The sequence below is a fragment of the Kribbella sp. NPDC004536 genome, assembly GCF_042873835.1.
In the GTDB taxonomy this organism is placed as follows: Bacteria; Actinomycetota; Actinomycetes; order Propionibacteriales; family Kribbellaceae; genus Kribbella.
Genome location: NZ_JBIALY010000003.1, coordinates 264508 through 283247 on the forward strand (window position 1 = coordinate 264508; position 18740 = coordinate 283247).

At 69.9% G+C, this 18740-nt stretch carries 18 protein-coding genes; 5 read left to right on the top strand and 13 right to left on the bottom strand.

Annotated elements, in window-relative coordinates:
* Nucleotides 1-8 precede the first annotated feature (8 nt).
* Entirely contained in the window at nt 9-1001 is a 993-nt protein-coding gene (locus ACFYRU_RS26420) for a malate dehydrogenase (protein ID WP_387663255.1), read from the bottom strand.
* 171 nt (nt 1002-1172) lie between these two features.
* On the opposite strand from ACFYRU_RS26420, the gene ACFYRU_RS26425 reads away from it, so the two are divergent.
* Both ACFYRU_RS26425 and ACFYRU_RS26430 read left to right on the top strand, forming a co-directional pair.
* The gene (locus tag ACFYRU_RS26425) at nt 1173-2270 is read left to right on the top strand and encodes a glycerophosphodiester phosphodiesterase (RefSeq protein WP_387663256.1); all 1098 of its coding nucleotides are present in this window, start codon (nt 1173-1175) and stop codon (nt 2268-2270) included.
* 19 nt (nt 2271-2289) lie between these two features.
* On the top strand, nt 2290-3096 hold the full coding sequence (locus ACFYRU_RS26430) for a spermidine synthase (RefSeq protein ID WP_387663257.1): 807 nt from the start codon (nt 2290-2292) through the stop codon (nt 3094-3096).
* Here ACFYRU_RS26430 and ACFYRU_RS26435 read toward each other — a convergent pair.
* Nucleotides 3054-3596, bottom strand: a complete 543-nt coding sequence (locus tag ACFYRU_RS26435; RefSeq protein WP_387663258.1) for a helix-turn-helix domain-containing protein — start codon at nt 3594-3596, stop codon at nt 3054-3056. The two genes, ACFYRU_RS26430 and ACFYRU_RS26435, sit on opposite strands and share 43 nt — an antisense overlap.
* A 58-nt stretch (nt 3597-3654) precedes the next feature.
* On the opposite strand from ACFYRU_RS26435, the gene ACFYRU_RS26440 reads away from it, so the two are divergent.
* Entirely contained in the window at nt 3655-4518 is an 864-nt protein-coding gene (locus ACFYRU_RS26440; protein ID WP_387663259.1) for an MOSC domain-containing protein, read from the top strand.
* A gap of 81 nt (nt 4519-4599) precedes the next feature.
* Here ACFYRU_RS26440 and ACFYRU_RS26445 read toward each other — a convergent pair whose 3' ends face one another.
* The 3 genes from ACFYRU_RS26445 to ACFYRU_RS26455 form a co-directional block, all read right to left on the bottom strand.
* Nucleotides 4600-6090, bottom strand: coding sequence for a DUF222 domain-containing protein (locus ACFYRU_RS26445; RefSeq protein WP_387663260.1), 1491 nt, complete (start codon nt 6088-6090; stop codon nt 4600-4602).
* A gap of 68 nt (nt 6091-6158) precedes the next feature.
* Nucleotides 6159-6629: a lamin tail domain-containing protein gene (locus ACFYRU_RS26450; RefSeq protein WP_387663261.1), complete on the bottom strand. Its 471-nt coding sequence runs from the start codon at nt 6627-6629 to the stop codon at nt 6159-6161.
* Nucleotides 6630-6744: 115 nt separating this feature from the next.
* A complete protein-coding gene (locus ACFYRU_RS26455) occupies nt 6745-7506 on the bottom strand; it encodes an MBL fold metallo-hydrolase (RefSeq protein ID WP_387663262.1) in 762 nt (253 codons plus the stop codon).
* An 82-nt stretch (nt 7507-7588) separates the two neighbouring features.
* Here ACFYRU_RS26455 and ACFYRU_RS26460 point away from each other — a divergent pair, with 82 nt between their 5' ends.
* Entirely contained in the window at nt 7589-8542 is a 954-nt protein-coding gene (locus ACFYRU_RS26460) for a GlxA family transcriptional regulator (protein ID WP_387663263.1), read from the top strand.
* On the opposite strand, the gene ACFYRU_RS26465 is transcribed toward ACFYRU_RS26460, so the two are convergent.
* From ACFYRU_RS26465 to ACFYRU_RS26490, 6 genes are all read right to left on the bottom strand, one after another.
* Complete coding sequence (locus ACFYRU_RS26465) at nt 8518-8778, bottom strand: hypothetical protein (RefSeq protein WP_387663264.1); 261 nt, start codon at nt 8776-8778, stop codon at nt 8518-8520. The two genes, ACFYRU_RS26460 and ACFYRU_RS26465, sit on opposite strands and share 25 nt — an antisense overlap.
* 73 nt (nt 8779-8851) lie before the next feature.
* Complete coding sequence (locus ACFYRU_RS26470) at nt 8852-11437, bottom strand: hypothetical protein (protein WP_387663265.1); 2586 nt, start codon at nt 11435-11437, stop codon at nt 8852-8854.
* Between the two features lie 211 nt (nt 11438-11648).
* Complete coding sequence (locus tag ACFYRU_RS26475; protein ID WP_387663266.1) at nt 11649-12608, bottom strand: CAP domain-containing protein; 960 nt, start codon at nt 12606-12608, stop codon at nt 11649-11651.
* Between the two features lie 190 nt (nt 12609-12798).
* Nucleotides 12799-13602 carry a CAP domain-containing protein gene (locus ACFYRU_RS26480; protein ID WP_387663267.1) on the bottom strand — a complete coding sequence of 268 codons (804 nt, stop codon included), beginning with the start codon at nt 13600-13602 and terminating at the stop codon, nt 12799-12801.
* A gap of 91 nt (nt 13603-13693) precedes the next feature.
* Nucleotides 13694-14356 carry a GNAT family N-acetyltransferase gene (locus ACFYRU_RS26485; RefSeq protein ID WP_141858399.1) on the bottom strand — a complete coding sequence of 221 codons (663 nt, stop codon included), beginning with the start codon at nt 14354-14356 and terminating at the stop codon, nt 13694-13696.
* Between the two features lie 126 nt (nt 14357-14482).
* The gene (locus ACFYRU_RS26490; protein ID WP_387663268.1) at nt 14483-15601 is read right to left on the bottom strand and encodes a GNAT family N-acetyltransferase; all 1119 of its coding nucleotides are present in this window, start codon (nt 15599-15601) and stop codon (nt 14483-14485) included.
* Nucleotides 15602-15669: 68 nt separating this feature from the next.
* On the opposite strand from ACFYRU_RS26490, the gene ACFYRU_RS26495 reads away from it, so the two are divergent.
* Nucleotides 15670-16482: a DeoR/GlpR family DNA-binding transcription regulator gene (locus ACFYRU_RS26495; RefSeq protein ID WP_387663269.1), complete on the top strand. Its 813-nt coding sequence runs from the start codon at nt 15670-15672 to the stop codon at nt 16480-16482.
* Here the strand turns inward: ACFYRU_RS26495 and galK are convergent.
* Together galK and galT are read right to left on the bottom strand one after the other, a co-directional pair.
* Nucleotides 16479-17609 carry a galactokinase gene (galK, locus tag ACFYRU_RS26500; RefSeq protein WP_387663270.1) on the bottom strand — a complete coding sequence of 377 codons (1131 nt, stop codon included), beginning with the start codon at nt 17607-17609 and terminating at the stop codon, nt 16479-16481. The two genes, ACFYRU_RS26495 and galK, sit on opposite strands and share 4 nt — an antisense overlap.
* A complete protein-coding gene (gene galT / locus ACFYRU_RS26505; protein WP_387663271.1) occupies nt 17606-18652 on the bottom strand; it encodes a galactose-1-phosphate uridylyltransferase in 1047 nt (348 codons plus the stop codon). Before galT ends, galK begins: the two co-directional genes overlap by 4 nt.
* Nucleotides 18653-18740: the final 88 nt, after the last annotated feature.

Below are 18740 nucleotides of genomic sequence, written 5' to 3' on the forward strand. Positions count from 1 at the left end.
GGGTGTTGTCAGCCGATCAGGCCGAGGTCCTTCACCGCGTCGCGCTCCTCGCCCAGCTCGGCGGTCGAGGCGTCGATCTTGCCGCGGGAGAACTCGTTGATCTCCAGGCCCTGCACGACCTCCCAGTTCCCGTCCTTCGTGGTCACCGGGAACGACGAGATCAGGCCCTCCGGGACGTCGTACGAACCGTCCGAGACGACCGCCATCGAGGTCCAGTCACCCTCGGCCGTGCCCTTCAGCCAGTCGCGGGTGTGGTCGATCGTGGCGGCCGCGGCGGAGGCCGCCGAGGACGCGCCCCGGGCCTCGATGATCGCGGCGCCGCGCTTCTGCACGGTCGGGAGGAAGTCGTTCTCAAGCCAGGCCTGGTCGTTCACGACCTCGGCCGCGTTCTTGCCGGCCACCTCGGCGTGGAAGATGTCCGGGTACTGGGTCGCGGAGTGGTTGCCCCAGATCGTCATCCGCTTCAGGTCGGTGACGTGCACGCCGGCCTTCTTCGCCAGCTGCGCCAGCGCCCGGTTGTGGTCCAGCCGGGTCAGCGCCGAGAACCGCTCGGCCGGGATGTCCGGCGCGTTGCTCTTCGCGATCAGCGCGTTGGTGTTCGCCGGGTTGCCGGTGACGGTGATCCGGACGTCGTCCGCGGCGTGGTCGTTCAGCGCCTTGCCCTGGACGGTGAAGATCGCACCGTTCGCCTCCAGCAGGTCGCCGCGCTCCATGCCCTTCGTCCGCGGCCGCGCACCCACCAGCAGCGCGACGTTGACGCCGTCGAAGACCTTGTTCGGGTCGTCGCCGATCTCGATCCCGGCCAGCGTCGGGAACGCGCTGTCGTCGAGCTCCATCACCACGCCCTCGAGCGCCTTCAGCGCCGGGGTGATCTCCAGCAGCCGCAGCTCCACCGGGGTGTCGGGCCCGAGCAGGGCACCGCTCGCGATCCGGAACAGCAGGCTGTAACCGATATTCCCCGCGGCCCCGGTAACGGCCACCTTCACCGGTGTAGTGCTCACGACTAGCTCCTAGCTCATCCGATTGTGTGCTTCGGACGCTAGCAAGCCGCGCGCCCGGGTCCAACGCTGGGTTGCTCACATTCGGCGCGATCGTTCATCGAGCGGCTACTTCGCGGACGCCGGAGTACCTGAGAGTGAGCTGAGAGCCCCCTGCCTTGTGAGGAGTACCTGATGAAGTTTCCCCGCCGGATCGTTCCGGTTGCCGTCTCGGCGCTCGCGCTGGCTGCTTCGGTCCTGGTCCCACAGTCGGTCGACGCGGCCGGTCAGCACGACGACTTCGTGATCGTCGGGCACCGGGGCGCGTCCGGGTACCGGCCGGAGCACACGCTGGCGTCGTACGAGCTGGCCGCCCGGATGGGTGCCGACTTCATCGAGCCGGACCTGGTCACCACCAAGGACCACGTGCTGGTCACCCGGCACGAGCCGGAGATCAGCGGGACGACCGACGTCGCGAACCACCCGGAGTTCAAGGACCGCAAGAAGACCAAGGTGCTCGACGGTGTGGCCACCACGGGCTGGTTCACCGAGGACTTCACGCTGGCCGAGCTGAAGACGCTGCGCGCGGTCGAGCGGATCCCGGCGGTCCGGCAGCACAACACCGTGTTCAACGGGCGCTACCAGATCCCGACGTTCCAAGAGGTCATCGATCTGTCGAAACGGCTGTCCAAGGAACTGGGCCGGCCGATCGGCATCTACCCCGAGACCAAGCACCCGACGTACTTCCGCGCCCAGGGTCTTCCGCTCGAGCCGCTGCTCGTCCGGGCGCTGAACCAGAACGGCCTCAACCGGCCGGGCGCGAAGGTCTACGTACAGTCCTTCGAGGTCGGCAACCTGAAGGCGCTGCACAAGGAGCTCCGGGTCCCGCTCGTGCAGCTGACCAGCTCGAGCGGCGCGCCGTACGATTTCGTGGCCGCCGGCGACAAGCGCACGTACGCCGACATCGTCAGCGCGGCCGGCCTGCGCGAGGTGGCGACGTACGCCGACGGTGTCGGTCCGTCGAAGGACCAGGTCATCCCGCTGGACGCGGCGGGCAAGCTCGGTACGCCGACCGCGCTGGTCGCGAACGCGCACCGGGCCGGGCTGGTCGTGCACCCGTACACGTTCCGGGTCGAGAACACGTTCCTGCCGGCCGAGTTCGACAGCTCGGCGGTCCCGTCGGACTCGGGCAACCTGTTCGGGGAGATCGCGGCCTACCGGCGCGCCGGGATCGACGGCCTGTTCACCGACAACACCGACATCGCGGTGGCCGAGGAGCGCGAGGCCAAGTAGCTGCTGCGAGGATGGGCGGGTGGAACGAAGGACTGCCTCCGGGCTCGCCGGCGTCGAGGCGCAGGCCGACGGTACGTTCGTACTGCGGGTGGACGGGACGCCCCAGTCCCAGGTCGACCTCGCGGACCCCGCCCACCTGCCGTTCGAGTACATGCGCCGGATCGGCGACGTCGTGGACGCGATCGCCCCGCGACGTCAGCCGGTCGCCGTCGTCCATGTCGGCGGTGCGGCGATGAGCCTGCCGCGGTACGTCGCGGCGACCCGGCCGCGGTCCCGCCAGATCGTGCTCGAACCGGACGAGGACCTGACCGAGTTCGTCCGCGAGGCGCTGCCGCTGCCGAAACGCTCCGGCATCAAGGTCCGGCCGGTCACCGGGCGGGCCGGGATCACCTCGGTGTACGAGGACTCGATGGACCTGCTGATCCTCGACGCGTTCGAACACGAAGCAGTCCCGGCAAACCTCGTCACAGTTGAGTTCTTCGCCGAATGTGCCCGGGTCCTGCGGCCCACCGGCGTACTCGTAGCCAACCTGATCGACGGCCAGGCCGGACTGCCCTTCATCCGCCGGACGGCCGCCACGGTCCTCTCGGCGATCGGTCCGGGGACGGTGCTGGCCGAGCGGAAAATCCTTCGCGGCAAGGGCTTCGGCAACGTCATCCTCGTCGCCTCCCGCCAGCCCGTCCCTGACCTCACCGACGCCGGCCGGCACGCCCAACCGCCTTACGACGTGGCACCGCTAGGGGAACTGGCCGGCAAGGCCAAACCCCTGACCGACGCCGAGGCCTATCCGACGCCCCGAGCTCCGGCCGCCGTCTTTCGCGGCTGAACCTCGGCGCTGGTGCTCAACCGGTCGAGCGTACGGGCGACGGCAGCACGCTCTTCCCGCGTTCCGCCGACCGCGCGGACCAGTTGGTCCAGGCGATCCCGGCCGGGGAAGCGGGTGCCCCGGAGCCAGGCCTGGATCGTCGCCCGGGGGATTCCCGTGTCCTGTGCGAGCGCGCGCAGCGAGCGTGGGCGGGTGAGTGCGGCGACGGCGGCGCCCAGGTGTTCGAGCGTTTCGGCCTCGTCCAGCAGTACGACGACGTCACGCGGGTCGCGGCTCGCCTCCTCCCAGCGGCGGCGCCAGACCGGCATCAGGTCCGCGGGTACTCCACAGCCGGTCAGGTACGCGGCCGCTACGTCCCAGGTCGGGAGGTGCTTGCCGTTCGTGGCGCGGATGAGGTGCGGGTGCGAGTAGTGCGCGCGGTCCGCCAGTTCGCGGTACGTCAGCCCGGCGTTGCGCCGTACCCGCTGCAACGCGGCACCGAACTCCTCGACGTCCTCCACGTGTTCAAACATAACTCAACACGATTCAACAGATCAAGCGCCGGTTAGGCTTAGCCACGTGTCTGTCGCGAAGGTTGCCGCCCTGAACTACTACCCGGTGAAGGGTCTGGCCGGGATCCCCGTCGAATCCGCCGAAGCCGGCCCGACCGGGTTGCTGAACGACCGTCTGTTCATGCTGGTCGAGCCCGACGGTGCGTTCCTCAGCCAGCGCAAACTCCCCGCGATGGCCACGCTGCGGGCCGCGCTGAGCGGCGCCGCGCTCCGGCTGTCCGGACCTGATGCGCCCGACCTCGAGGTCGAGATCCGGTACGACGGGAAGCGCCGCGACGTGAGCCTCTTCGGTAAATGGTTCGGCCAAGGCGTCGCCCAGGACCCGGCCGCGGACGCGTGGTTCACCGAGCGGCTCGGCACGCCGGCCGCGCTGGTCCGCGTCACCCCCGAACACGAGCGGCCCGGCTGGGGCGCGCACCGCGGCCTCACCGGGTACGGTGATGCGCACGCGCTGATGATCACGTCGCAGTCGTCCCTCGACGGCCTGAACGCCCGCATCCTCGAACGCGGCGGCGCCCCGATCCCGATGAACCGCTTCCGCCCGAACCTCGTGATCGCCGGCTGGCCCGACCCGCACACCGAGGACAAGGTGCTGCGAATGACCGCCGGCGAGGTCGAGATCGGGTACTCCGCCCGCGGCATCCGCTGTGCCGTACCGACCGTCGACCAGGCGACCGGCACCAAGTCCGGCCCCGAACCGACCCGGACCCTGGCCACCTACCGCCGCGAACCCAGCTACGGCGGCGGCGTCAGCTTCGGCGTAAAGGCCGCAGTACTTGCCCCCGGCACCATCCGCGTCGGCGACGACATCACCGTCCACGAATGGATCCCGGACGGCGCGGATCCCGCCCCCGCCACCCGCACCCCCTGACAACCGAGCCGCTGCCCCGGGGCGAGCAGCTACCTGGACAGGACTGGGAGGTGATGGCATTGGGCCGGGGCATCACAGCGGTCAGGTCATCACGAAGGACGGCGGACCTGTGCTGGGGTCGTTCGCGGCGTTTCCGTTCCAGACTGCGAACCGTGCGGCCTCGGCGTAGGTAGCTGCGTCCGCGCGCAACCGGCTCCTCCGCCCACTCATCGCGTCGACCTCGCCCGGGACCGTATCCACCTCGTTCGGCCCACGGCGAGGTGGTTCGTTCCAGGGCGTGCCTGCCGGGGTTGTTCGCGCCCGCTCGGACGTACCAGATGGTCTGAGAGGGTTGCCGGTCGCGGTTCGTGGTCGGCGTAGGGGTGGTGGGTCGGCCCAGGTGGGGCGGGTTACGTGGGGTTGGCCGTTGGTGATGGTGATGGTCCAGCGGTCGTTGTGAACGTCGACGTGGTGGCGGCGGCAGAGCAGGGCGAGGTTGGTGATCGTGGTGCTGCCGCCGTCCAGCCAGTGGATCACGTGGTGTGCGTCGCACATGACGGGCGGGGCTCCGCAGACGATGCAGCCGCGGTCGCGGGCGTTCAGGGCGCGGCGGATGGGTTTGGTGACGAGGCGTTCGCAGCGGCCGACGTCGAGGGGTTCGGAGTTCGAGCCGAGCACGATCGGGATGACGTTGGCGTCGCAGGCCAGTCGCCGGATCGCGGCCGCCGACAGCCCGCCGCTGTACACGGTCTGCCCGATCGCGTCCGCGGTAGCAGCCGTCAGGTCGTCGAGGTCGATGGTGACGGAGATGCTCGCCTTCGCGCCGTACCCAGGCACCTGCCCGCCACACCGCGAAACCCGAGCATCCACTCCATCAACTGTCACCGACCCATCAGGTGCCGCATCACCTGCCGGAGCGGCGGTTGGCGAGCTGGGGGTGGGGGTGTTGGTGTCCCAGGCGGTGGCGGCGATGGTCAGGGCGGTGGACAGGGCGTCGGCTTGGCGTTTGTCGCGGGGGCGGGGATCGTGTTCGCCGTCGGAGGTTTTGTGGGGGCGGGCGCCGGCGTGGATCACCGCGCGGAAGAGTTCGGCGTTCTCATTGGCCAGGAAGCCCTTGAACTTCACGCCGCGGTCGGCGGAGGTCAGCGTCAGGGATTCCCGGGCGGCGGCCTTGTGCTCTTCGGGTTCGGGGCCGTCGGAATCGAGTAGGTCGCAGACTTCGCGGGCCGCGGAGCGCAGTTCGGCCGGGGACAGGTGCAGGGCCAGTGCGACGAACTGTTCCTCGGCGACGTCCAGGTGCTCGACCGGTACGCGGGAACGGACCCGTTCCAGCTCGGAGACGATCGCCGCTGCCTGCGCGGTCCGCAACGGCCGCACTTCACGCACGGTCGTCGCGTCCGCCGGGCTGTCGTCAGGTCCGGGGACTTCGATGCCGTCGGCCAGCGCGGACGCTACGGCGGCGTACTTCGGCAGGGCTCTGGCCAGGCGGACGTCGCGCCAGGTTTCGGCGCGGTCGCGGCGGTAGCGTTTGGAGACCCCGCAACGGTACCCACGTCCCCGGACAGTTTCAAAGCCGGATTCCCTTGTTTTCAAGGGAATCCGGTTATCCACAATCTCAAGTCTGCCGCGCGTCCTGTGGATATTGCCTAGGGCAACGATAGTCAGCAGGCGACGCGGTAGCGGCCGGTTACTGCCTTGTAGGTGCAGGTGTCGAAGGTCTTGCCTGCGGGCGTCTGGAAGCGGGCGGTGTCGCCGGTGTTGTTCCAGACGTACCAGCTCTGGTTCCAGTACAGGGTGAGCGCGCGGTTGCGGTTCTTGCCCGTACGGACGATCACCGTCGACCGGCCGGGCAGCACGTAGCCGCGCGGGAACACGAACAGGTGGTTCGCGGCGTCCAGGACCCGGAAGCCGGACAGGTTGATCGGGCGCGAGCTGATGTTGCGGACCGTGAAGAACTCGTTGTTGATCTGGGCGTTCGTACGGGTGTCGGTGCCCGGCGGGTCGTACTGGATCCCGCTCAGGACCGCGGTGATCGCCGCGTCGGCCGTCAGTGGTGCGAGGACCGCGGTCCCGGCCAGCACCACTGCGGCCGTGGCAGCGGAGAAGAGCGTGCGAAAGCGTGTTCCGAACACAGGAAATGTCCCCCTTGGCAGTGGGCCGATGTCCCCCCGGCCCGATGAACTCAAGCTGCCGGTTCCCCCCGGCGGTCGGCCACGCTAGTCGTCACGCTCCGTACTCGTCAAGCCCTCAAGCAACCGTCTTCGGAACGCCGTGCGTCAGCATTTCCACCCGGTCCTCCAGGCCGGCGTCCCGGAAAGCGGCCAGGAACCGTTCCGGGCCTTCGGTGAAGTGCGTCCAGCCCTCGGTGTGTACGGGCACGATGGTCGCGTCGTCGAGGATCCGCGCGGCCTCGACCGCGTCCTCCGAGGTGAGGGTGAGGTTCGCGCCGTTCAGCAGCGGCGTACGGGCCGCGCCGGCGAACAGCACCGCGACGTCGATCGGCGCGAAGCGGTCCGCGATCTCCTTCACGTGGCCGAGCGAGGCGTTGTCCCCGGACACGTAGACGGTCGGCAAACCCTCGCCCTGCAACACGAATCCGGTCACGAACCCGACGACCGCCTCCGCGCCGTCCGGTCCGTGCAGCGCCGGAACGCCGGTCACCGTGACGGTTCCGCCGTCCGGCCGGGGGAGCTCGATCGACTCCCAGTTCTCCAGGCCGCGTACACCCTCGATCCGCAGCGCGGCACCGGGCGTGGAGAGCACGGTCGGTACCGACGGCAGCAGTGCGCGGCCGGAGTCGTCGAGGTTGTCCTTGTGTTCGTCGTGCGAGAGCAGTACGACGTCGACCGGGCCGAGGTCCGCGGCCGGGATCGCCGGGCCGGTCAGCTTGGTCATCACCCGCCCCGGGAGCTGGTAGTCGCGGGGCTCGTCGAAGGCCGGGTCGGTGAGGAAGGTGAGGCCGCCGAGGTTCAGGACGGCGGTCGGGCCGCCGATGTGCGTGATCTTCATGACCACGATCCTCCGTCCCGGCGGGTCGTCTCACCATTGGCCCGGGAGCCATAGTTTCCGAAGATCGGGCCATACTGTTCTCATGCTTAGCGTCGCGGTCTTCGCGTACCCCGGGATGAGCCCGTTCCACCTCGCCGTACCGTGCCTGGTCCTCGGTGAGCGGCGCGGTCTGCCGCCGCTGTACGACGTACAGGTGTGTGCCGAGGAGCCGGGGTCGTTCCCGACCAACGCGGGCTTCGGGATCACCGTGGATCGTGGGCTCGACGCGATGGAGACCGCCGACGTCGTCGTGCTGCCGAGCTGGGAGCCCGGGCTGATGGCGTCCGACGTACTGCTGGACGCGATTCGTCGGGCGCACGTCCGCGGAGCGACCGTGGTCGGGCTGTGCGTGGGGGCGTTTCTTGTTGCGGAGAGCGGGATTGCGCAGGGGCGTGAGGTTGTCACGCACTGGCGGTTCGCCGACGAGCTGCGGTCGCGGTACCCGTCGCTGAAGGTGCGGGCGGACGTGCTGTGGTCGGATCAGGGCGATCTGGTGACGTCCGCCGGTACGGCCTCGTCGCTGGACTGCTGCTTGCACCTGGTACGGCGGCATCACGGTTTCGAGGTGGCGGAACAACTTGCCCGGGACATCGTCGTGGCGCCACACCGGAGCGGGTCGCAGGCGCAGTACATCCCGGTGCCCGTACCGCCGGACCCGGCCGACGACGTGATCGAGAAGGCGATGGTGTGGGCGCGGGCGCGGCTCGACCAGCCCGTGTCGCTGGACGAATGGGCCGGGGCGGTCGCGCTGTCGCGGCGTACGTTCACCCGGCAGTTCCGGGCGCGGACCGGGAGTTCGGGCCAGGCGTGGTTGTTGCGGCAACGGCTGGACCGGGCGCGGTTGTTGCTCGAGACAACCGATCTGTCGGTGGAACGGGTCGCGGCGGAAAGCGGGTTCGGCAGCAGCGACGCGCTCCGGCACCACTTCCACACGGTGCTCGGTACGACGCCGCAGCGGCACCGGCAGGAGTTCTACAGCAGCGCGAGCAGGATGTAGACCACCGGCGCGGCGAACGTGATCAGCAGGATCCAGGCCATCATCCGGTGCCCGGTCTTCCCGCGGTCGAGGGACGAGGCGAAGTACAGGACGGCGCCTTCCTCGGTATGCCTGCTCAGCCCCATCCGGCGGGCCTCGTCCGGCCGCGGATCCGGCCGCTCCTCGGCCAGCGCGTCCGGATGAATCCCGAAATGCGCCGGCCCGGCCCGATCCACATCATCACGCTCGGAAAACATCCAGCCTCCCGCAGGTTGGTGGACCAGGTACCACCCATGGTCGCACCAACCGCCGGGAACAGCCGCCGAACCACTACGAGAAGTTCGCCACCCACGCGTTCCGCGTGGTCGTCCCGCAGAGCAGCGGGCAGAGGATGCCCGTGTCGTGCGAGGCCGAACCCGTACCTACCCCAAGGGTCGTCAGACCGCAGTTGAGCAGGGTGCTCTTGCTGTTCTTCATCATCTGGTTGTAGGCCTGCTGCACGGTCATCTTGTCGCCCCCGGCACCGGCCTGCGAGCCCGAGCCACCGTTGAGGTTGCTTCCGGAGGAGGCGCGGCTGCCGGCCGTTGACCGTGCTCCATTGGTCAGACTCGGGTCCTGCTTCAGCGGAGCGCAACCGTTGTTCACCCGAGCGTTGTCGATCATGTCGAACAACTGCTGCTCGGTGCCCTGCATACCTCCGTCGACCGGGGGAGGCGGAGTGGTCGGGGGTGGGGTGGTGGGAGTCGGCTTGGAGGTGACCGTGGTGCCGGGGGACGTCGGGGCCGTGCTCGGGTCGGTCGACGTGGGGGCCGAGGTCGGGGCGGTCGTCGGGTTGCGCGTCGACTCCCGGGTCGGGGTGTCCGTCGGGCTGCCGGTGGGGCTGTTCGTCGGGGTCGCCGACGGGGTCTCGGTCGGGGAGGTCGTCGGCGTGATCGTCGGAGTTGTGGTCGGCTTCGTCGTCACCTTCGCCGACGGAGTCGCCACGGCTGCCTTCGTTGACGGGGTGATGTAGGTGTCGTCCGTACGCGTCACCATCGGGATCGAGGCGTCCGCCGGGTCGTTCTGCGGCTGGTGCAACAGGATCCACGAGATCGGCGTGATCACCAGCAACACCGAGGCAACAGCAATGACCGCCCGCCGCCCCCGCGAAGCCCGCCCCCCAGCCGCCACCCGAGCCGCACTACGCCGCCCAGGCCCAGACCCCCCAGCCCCAGACCCACCGGACCCAGACCCACCAGGCCTAGACCCACCGCGCCCACCAACACCAGCACTCCCCGGAGCAGCAACATGCTCCCCCTCGCCGACCGCACCGGCCGCCGAGCCGTGGGCGCTACGCGAGCCTGCCGCGTCCGCGCCGGACCCAGCGATCGCGGAGCCCGCACCAGCAGCCCCCGCCGCCGAGCCGTAGGCACTACGCGAGCCCGCGGCGTCCTTGCCGGAGCCAGCGATCGCCGCGCCCGCACCCGCGGCGGCGCCGGACGCGCCGTCTGCGTCGGCCGTCTCCGCGCCAGAGCCGGCGGCTGCCGCGGCCGGGTTGGCAGCTGTCGCGCCGTACGGGCCACGTGTGCCTGCCGCGTCTGCACTCCAGCCGGCAGTCGCACCGGCGTCAGTTGTGGCTTCGGAGTCGGCGATCGCGCTGGTGTCGGTTGCGGCGCCGTAGGTGCTGCGCATGCTCAGCGCATCGGCGGCCGACGCTGCACCTGCGGTCGCGCCGGTGGTGGTTGTGGTGCCGTGGCTGTTGCGTGCGTCTGCTGAGTTCGCGTACAGGCTTGTGGCGTCGTACTCGCCAGCTGCGGTGGTGCTTGCCGTGCCGCGGGTGGTTGCGTCGCCGGCGGCTGCGAGGGCGCCGGCGGCTGCGCCGGCTGCGGCGAGGCCGGTGGCTGCGTCGGTGTCGGCCGCACGGCGCCGTGCCGGTGAGCCGGTTGCCACTGTCGGGTTGACCGATACAGCGTCAGCGGTCCAGCCGCTCCCGGACAAGCTGCGGCTCCCGTCACCCGCCGTACCGCGGGCGTCCGACACACCGGACGCGTCCGACGTACGCCAGCCATCCGAAGCGCTGCGGGCGTCCGACGTGCTGCGGGTGTCCGACGTGCTGCTGGCGTCCGAGGTCGCGGCTGGTCCGAGCGAGGCCCAGTCGTCGGCTGCCCGGCGGGACGACCAGGTCCCGGCGGTCTCCCCGAGCGACCCACGAGTGGAGGAGTCCCCGAGCGATCCCCGCGCGGAGGAGTCCCCGAGCGACCCACGAGCGGAGGATTCTGCGCGGGAGCTGTCGCTGAGGGAGGTGGGGGTTTCTGGGCGGCGGGCGGCTCGGCGGGCCCGGGTGGGGGGTTCTGGGTCGGTACCGATGGACTGGTCTACCCACGACGGAGTGCCCGCTGCGCGGCGGGAGGAGAGGCCTTCCACGCGGCTTGCGGTGAGGCCCGAGGAGATGCCCTCCGTGCGTGCCGCGGACGCGGATGCGGTTCCCGCGCTGGGCCGGTCGGTGCCGGCCGCGGCCGGGTAGGTGCCGGCTGGGCGGGCGTCGGTCGCAGCCGGGTAGACCCCGTCCGCGCGCGCACCGGCCCCGTCCGCGGGCGCCCCGGATCCGGCCGCAGTTCCAGCATCGCGGATGGGTAGGCCGGAGGTGGTGTCGGGGGAGGTGTAGCTGGGGAGGGCGCCTCGGGGGGCGTACTGAGGGGTGGCGGGGCGCGACTGGTTGCTGCCGGCCCAGAACGGGGATTCGTTGCCGCTGCCCTTGGGTGCGTTCGCCCAGAACGGGGACTCGTCGCTGCGCGGGGCGTAGCGCGGGGGTTCAGGCGGGGTCGGCGGGGTGGACTCCGCGGGCGGCGGAGTGGACCGGTTGCCGGAACGCGACGAGCGGGCCGCCCGGGTCGCCTTCCTGCGTGGTTTGTACCGGCCGTTGCCGGACTCGGACATTATTTCGTTGTTCCCTTCAAAGTCGCGCCCCCAAGACGTGCCTCATCAACGAGACGAGCCTCACCAGCCGTCTCACCGGAGCCCCCCAGGAACGTCCGGCAACCTGACAAGGACGGGAATACCCGCCGCGACCGGCCCTGAATCGGCCGGACATTGTGGCGGTAGGACAACGTTTTCGCCACGGTTGGTGTTTTCGGGACAATGACAGCCATCAGCTTCGGCCGAAGTCCTGGACCCAGCTGCCTGGTCCGTAGTCGGACTTCACCTGGCCGGGGTCGTAGCCGACGCCGATCGTGGTGAACCGGCAGTTGAGGATGTTCTTGCGGTGGCCGTCGCTCTGCATCCAGGCGGCGACCACCTTCTCGGCGGAGTCGTACCCGGCGGCGATGTTCTCGCCCCAGCTCGAACCGCGGTACCCGGCGGCCTTCATCCGGTCGCCCGGGTCCTGCCCGTCGGGGTTGGTGTGGTCCATGTAGTGCCGGCGGACCATGTCCGAGGCGTGCTTGCCGGCGGCCTCGACGAGCGCGCTGTCCAGCTTGAGCGGGCCACAGCCCTGCTGTTCGCGGATCTGGTTCGTGTAGTCGAGGACCTGCCGTTCCTGCGCGTTCGTTCCCCCACCGCCGGTCGGCGCTTCCGGGGTGGTGCTCGGGGTCGGCTCGGTCGTCCGGGTCTTGGTCGGCGTACTCGACGGCCGGTGCGCCGGCTTGCGGGTCGGCGTGACGCTCGGAGTCTGGCCGGTACTGCTCGGCGCGGTCGGTGAAACCGTCACCGTCGTCACACCCACGGTCGGCGTCGCCGGAGTGGTCAGCGTGCTGCTCGGCGTACCCGGCGAGGTCGGCGTCGTGGAAACAACCGTCGCGCCGTGCGCCGGCGTACCGACGACAGCGGTCGTCCTCACACCGTTCGGCAGCGTCGTCGTGATCGTGATCAGCGGCGACCCGGTGGTGGTGGCCTCGACCGACGAGCCGCCGTTCAGCCGGGTGTCCTCGGAAACGTTGAGCACCTTCGCGGCGTCGTCGGTACGGGTCTGGTCGTGCGACATCAGCCAGACCACAGGGCCGATCGCGACCAGCACCGAGAGCGCGCTGACGACCGGGCCGACCAGGCCGCGGCTCCGCCGGGGAGCTCGTCTACTGCCGCGGTGCCGCCGGGGGGTTGGCGAATCCGTCATGGGGTGGGCGAATCCTCTTCGTTTCTTCGTGATACCGAAACAGCGCGTCGTTCCCCGTGGTACAGCCAGGTCCCCCCTGGTCACCGAACAGCGACCTTAACCGACGTGCGAGGTCATCGTTACACGCGCGTGAACCCTCTTAACGATTCCTGAAGAAAACGATTGACTGAAACCCGCTGACGATGGAAAGTCAGCCGCCGAAGTCCTGCACCCAGCTCCCGTTGCCCCAGTCCGGCTTGACCTGGCCGGGGTCGTACCCGATGCCGATCATCGTGTAGGCACAGTTCAGGATGTTCGCGCGGTGGCCGGGGCTCTTCATCCAGCCCGCAACGACCGCGGCGGGCGTACTGTATCCGACCGCGATGTTCTCGGCCATCGAACCACCACCGAACCCGGCCGCCTTCATCCGGTCGAACGGGCTGCGTCCGTCCAGGCTGTCGTGCGCGAAGTAGTGCTGGTCGACCATGTCGGCGGCGTGCGCCTCGGCCGCGTTCACCAGCGACTTGTCGAACCTCAGTGGACCGCAACCTGACTTCGCGCGTTCCTGGTTCGTCAGCGTGAGTACCTGCGCCTCGGCCGGACCCGATCCACCGACCGGCTTCGGCGTCTTCGTCGGCTTGCTGGTCCTGGTCGGAGTCGGCGTCGGCGTGGTCGTCCGCGTAGGAGTAGGAGTCGGCGTCGCGGTGTGCCGGGGCTTCGGCGTGTACGTCGACTTGGCAGGCGTCCGCGTACTACCGCGGCTCGGCGCGGTCGTGGACCTGGTCGGCGTGGGCGTGGCTGTCGTACGACGAGGTGCCGCGGCCGAGGGCGCCGCGGACGAAGCGTCGTCAGCGGGCAAGGCGGTCGTGATCGGTGTGTCCTGGCTGGTCGCCCGAGGGGTGCCGGTCTCGCGCATGACGAACCACCCGACCCCCGCGAGCAGAACAAGTGCGGACAACGATGCGAGGAGCGGACCGGCCACGCCCTTGCCGGCTGACCGTCGGTGGTTCGTCATGCTGAGCAGCCTTGCCCAGGTCAGCAGGCGCCAACTCTCATGAGAGCAAGCACTTCACAAAACTCTGACCATGGCAATCGTTTGAACCAGATCAGCGCGAGCGGGCGATCACGATGTCCGCGATCACCTTCCAGCCCAGGCTCCGGTACAGCCGCAGGCCGTCGATGGAGGCGATCAGGATGCCGCGTTTGGCGCCCTTCGCGGCGGCCGCCTCGACCAGGGAAGCCATCACCGCGCTGCCGAGTCCGCGCCGCCGGTGCGCCGGGTCGGTCTCGATCCGGTCCGCGACCGCGTCCTCGCCGACCACGGCCATCCGGCCGCTGGACACCACGCCGCCGTGCAGGGTGGCGCGGGTGATGATCAGGTCGTCCTCGAGCTCGGTGTGCAACGCATATCGCTCGTGCAGCTTCAACGCCGGCTGCTCCGAGAGCTGGATCGTCATCAGCCAGTCCTGGTCCTGCTGGACCTCGAGGCCCAGCTCCTCCAGCTGCTCGATCCGGGCTTCCTTGTCGTCGGTGGCCAGCGTGATCCAGCCCGAACCACGCCCACCGCCGTCGGCGAAGGCCAGCTGGGCGGCGCGTTCCACCCGGTCAGGTTTCCCGTCCGCGTCCAGTACGACGTACTCGGTCGGCCGGCTCTCCTCACCTGCCCGGACGATCAGAATGCCGTCGTTGTCGTCCTCAACCGTGGTCCAGCCCCGCGAGACGGACCACCCGGCCTGCCAACGGCGGACGAGTTCCTCACGATCTCTCACCCGTCGATTCAAGCAGCAAGCCCGCGCAACGGCGAGGGGAACCGGTGTCGGATGACACCAACCGGCCGTAAACCGCTGCCTGCGGGCGGTGACCAATACAGCTCGGCGCCACCACCACGCAAGGCTTCAATCCGTCGTAAGCAGGTCGAAGGTCAGCAGGTTGTCGTAGCTGCCGTCCCGCCGCGGGTCGGCGGCCCGCTCGGTGCTGACCAGCGTGAAGCCGTTGAGTTCGGCAACGTGCGCGGACGCGGTGTTCACGTCGGCGCACTTCAGGACCAACCGGCGCCGGCCCAGACCGCCCTCCTCGACCGGCCGGAAAGCGTGTGCGATCACCATTTCCACGGCGGTCGACATCACCTTGCGGCCGCGCGCGTCCGGGTGCATCCAATACCCGATCTCGCCTTTGGTGCGGTCGATCCGGTTGGTCAGGTCGAACACGCTGACGTTTCCGAGCAGTTCGTCGGAGGCAGCGTCGGCGATCGCCCAGGACACCGCTTCACCACTGGCCGCCGCGGCCGGGCGGCTCGCGATGAACCCCGCCGCGTCGTCGAGTGTGTACGGCGACGGCATCCCCGTCAGCCAGCGCTGCGTCCGTTCGTCGCCGCAGGCCTCCTGGACCCGCTGCGCATCCGTTTCCCGTAGTTCCCGCAGCCGGATCCCGTTGTTTTCCAGCACCGGTACGGTCCACCAGTTGCCGTTGGGCTCGAGCTCGTCGTCGCGGCCGACGCTCGCGACCCATTCGTCCTTGCGGACCCCGCGCGAATTGCCGCCGCCCGGGATCGTCACCAGCCCGTGGAAACCCACTTTCCACGCGACCCGGCGGCTCGCGTAGTTGCCGACGTACGCCCTCCAGATCACCCGCGTCCAGCCCATGCCGTCGAACGCGTGCCGCACCGCCAGCCGCAGCGCCCGCGGCATCACGCCCTTGCCACGTACCTCCGGCCCGACCGCGAACCCTACTTCGCCGACCCCGCCGTCGCCGTCGCGCAGATCGACGGTCCCGGCGTAGCGGCCCTCGTACTCGATCGCCCAGGCCCACATCGTGTTCTCGCGCCAGCCGCTCGGAATCAGCTCGGTCAGAAAGAGCTCCGCGTGCTCGCGCAGGTAGGGGACCGGGATCGTGGTCCACTGCTGCATCACCGGGTCCTGGCACATCCGGTACGCCGGTTCGACGTCGTCGGCGGTGTGCGCACGCAGGGTCACCACGCCGTCGGTCAGCACCGGCACATCTTCGGGAAAACGCATGCTTCAGGGTGGCTTGCGACCGCCGGCGCAGCAACACATTTCCGGCCCGGCGGGCTAATCTGTGAGGTGTGAACGCAGCCGGAGCAGAACCGCCCCGCGGTCGCGGTGGCCAGTTGGCCGCCCAGCGGCAGGCCACGATCGTTGCCGAGGTCAACAGCCGGGGCGCGATCACGGTGGCCGAACTGGTCGACCGGTTCGGGGTGTCGGACATGACGATCCGCCGCGACCTGGACGCGCTGGACTCCAGCGGCCTGCTGCACAAGGTGCACGGCGGCGCGACCTCGGTCGGGCTGCGGTCCGCGCACGAGCCGGGCTTCGACGCCAAGCTGACGCAGGAGTCCGCGGCCAAGCAGGCCATTGCCGCGGAGGCCGCGACCCGCGTGCAGCCGGACAGCGCGATCGGCATCGGCGCCGGTACGACGACGTACGCGCTGGCCCGTCAGCTCCTCCGGGTGGAGAACCTCACAGTGGTCACGAACTCGGCCCGGATCGCGGACGTGTTCCACGGCAACGGCCGCTCGGACCGCACGGTCGTACTGATCGGCGGCATCCGTACGCCCTCCGACGCGCTGGTCGGGCCGATCGCCACCGCCGCGCTGGCGTCGCTGCACCTGGACCTGCTGTTCCTGGGCGCGCACGGTGTCGACGCGGAGCACGGTCTCAGCACGCCGAACCTGATGGAGGCCGAGACCAACCGCTCCTTCATCGCCGCGAGCCGCGAGGTGGTCGTGGTCGCCGACCACACCAAATGGGGCACGGTCGGCCTGAGTACGTTCGCCAACTGGTCGGACCTGGACGTCATCGTCACCGACAACGGCCTGTCGACCGCAGCCCGCAAGGCGATGCGCGACACGGGCTGCGACCTGGTGATCGCGAACTAGCTGACGCGCGAGGCCCCCGCCGACGGAGTTGCCGCGAGCGACGCAGGGGCGGAGAAACCGTGTTCCGCAAAGGCTTTCTCGATCGCGGACAGTACGTTGTCCGCCGCGGACGCCTCGACCAGCGCGATGATGCAACCGCCGAAACCGCCGCCGGTCATCCGGGCACCGACCGCACCGGCCGCCAGCGCGGCGTCGACGGCCACGTCCAGCTCCGGAACGGTGATCTCGAAGTCGTCGCGCATCGACGCGTGCGACGCGGTGAACAACGGCCCGACCTCGCGCAGCTTCCCGTCCCGCATCAGCGCGACCGCGTCCTCGACCCGCCGGATCTCCGTCACCACGTGCCGTACCCGCCGCCGTACGACGTCGTCCGACAACCGTGCGAGTGCGGCGTCGAGGTCCTCGAAGGCGATCGACCGCAGTGCCGGTACGCCGAGCTCGGCCGCGGCCTGCTCGCAGCTCTTCCGGCGCGCGGCGTACTCGCCGTCGACGTGCCGGTGCGGAGCCTTGACGTCGACGACCAGCAGGGTCAGGTCGTCGGCCGGCGGGTCGAACGGGATCTGGTCGGTGGACATCGCCCGGATGTCGAAGTACAGCGCATGGCCCGCGGTGCAGCACATCGACGCCATCTGGTCCATCAGCCCGACCGGCGCACCGACGTACTGGTTCTCGGCCTTCTGCGCCAGCCGTGCGACCTCGGCCGGGTCGGCCTCGATCCCGTGCAACCCCAGCAGCGCAACGGAGGTCGCGCAGAGCAGCGCTGCCGACGAGGACAGACCGGCGCCGGACGGGAGGTCGGAGTCGACCAGCAGGTTCGCCCCGCCGATCGCGTACCCGGCCTCGCGCAGCACCCACGCGGCACCCGCCGGATAGGCCGCCCAGTCACCGACGGATCCCGGCGCCAGCGACTCCAGCGCGAACTCGATCACGCCGTCGTGCCCGCTGGACGCGACCGCGACCCGGCCGTCGTCGCGCTTCGACGCGGTGATCAGGATCCGGTTCGGCAGCGCGATCGGCAGCACCAGACCGTCGTTGTAGTCGGTGTGCTCGCCGATCAGGTTGACCCGCCCCGGTGCCCGCCAGCTGCCGTCGGGCGCCGTACCGAAAACATCCTCGAAGGAGCTCACGAACCAACCTTCCGCAAAGTCTCGGCCACGTCTTCGGGCCGGGTGTCACTGATGAACGCGCCCATGCCGGACTCCGAGCCGGCCAGGTACTTGATCTTGTCCTTGGCCCGGCGGATCGACAACACCTCCAGGTGCAGGTAGCCGAGCTCGCGGTCGACGCGGACCGGGGCCTGGTGCCAGGCGGCGATGTACGGCAGGGGTTCGCCGTACAGGCCGTCGAGGCGCTGCAGGACGTCGAGGTACAGCTCGGCGAAGTCGTCGCGCTCGCCGACCGACAGTTCGTCGATGCCGCCGACCTGGCGGTGCGGGTACAGGTGCACCTCGACCGGCCAGCGGGCCGCCTCCGGGACGAACGCGGTCCAGTTGCCGTTCTCGCCGATCACCCGGGTGCCTTCCTTGCGCTCGGCGGCCAGCACGTCGGCGAACAGGTTGCTGCCGGCAACCTCCTGGTGCTTGCGCGCCCGCCGGAGCAGGTTCTGCATCCGCGGCGGGACGAACGGGTAGGCGTAGATCTGGCCGTGCGGGTGGTTCAGCGTGACGCCGATCTCACGGCCGCGGTTCTCGAACGGGAACACCAGCTCGACGTCGTCGCGGGCGCCGAGCTCGGCGGTCCGGTCGGCCCAGGCGTCGACGACCAGCCGGGCCTGGCCCTGCGACAGGCCGGTGAACGAGCCGTTGTGGTCGCTGGTGAAGCAGACCACCTCGGTCCGGCCGGGGCCGGCGAAGGACGGGAACCGGTTCTCGAAGACGGCGACGTTGTAGTCGTGGTCCGGGATCTCGGTCGGGTTGCCGGGCTTGCTCGGGCACAGCGGGCACTGGTCCGCCGGCGGCAGATAGGTCCGGGTGTTGCGGTGGGTCGCGTACGTGATCACGTCACCGGTCAGCGGGTCGGTCCGCATCTCCACCTGCGGCTGCGGCGCGGGCAGCCCGCGGGTGTCCTCGAGCGGCACCCGCGGCGGCGTGTCGGCCGGGTCGTAGTAGATCAGCTCGCGGCCGTCCGACAGGGTGGCGTCGGTACGGCGGACACCGCGCGGTGTGTTCATCGTGTGACCTTCCCGGCCGTACGACGTGTCCGGCCAGGAATCATCGTAAACCAACAAACTCGAACATGCATCGTGAGACCCGTCGCCG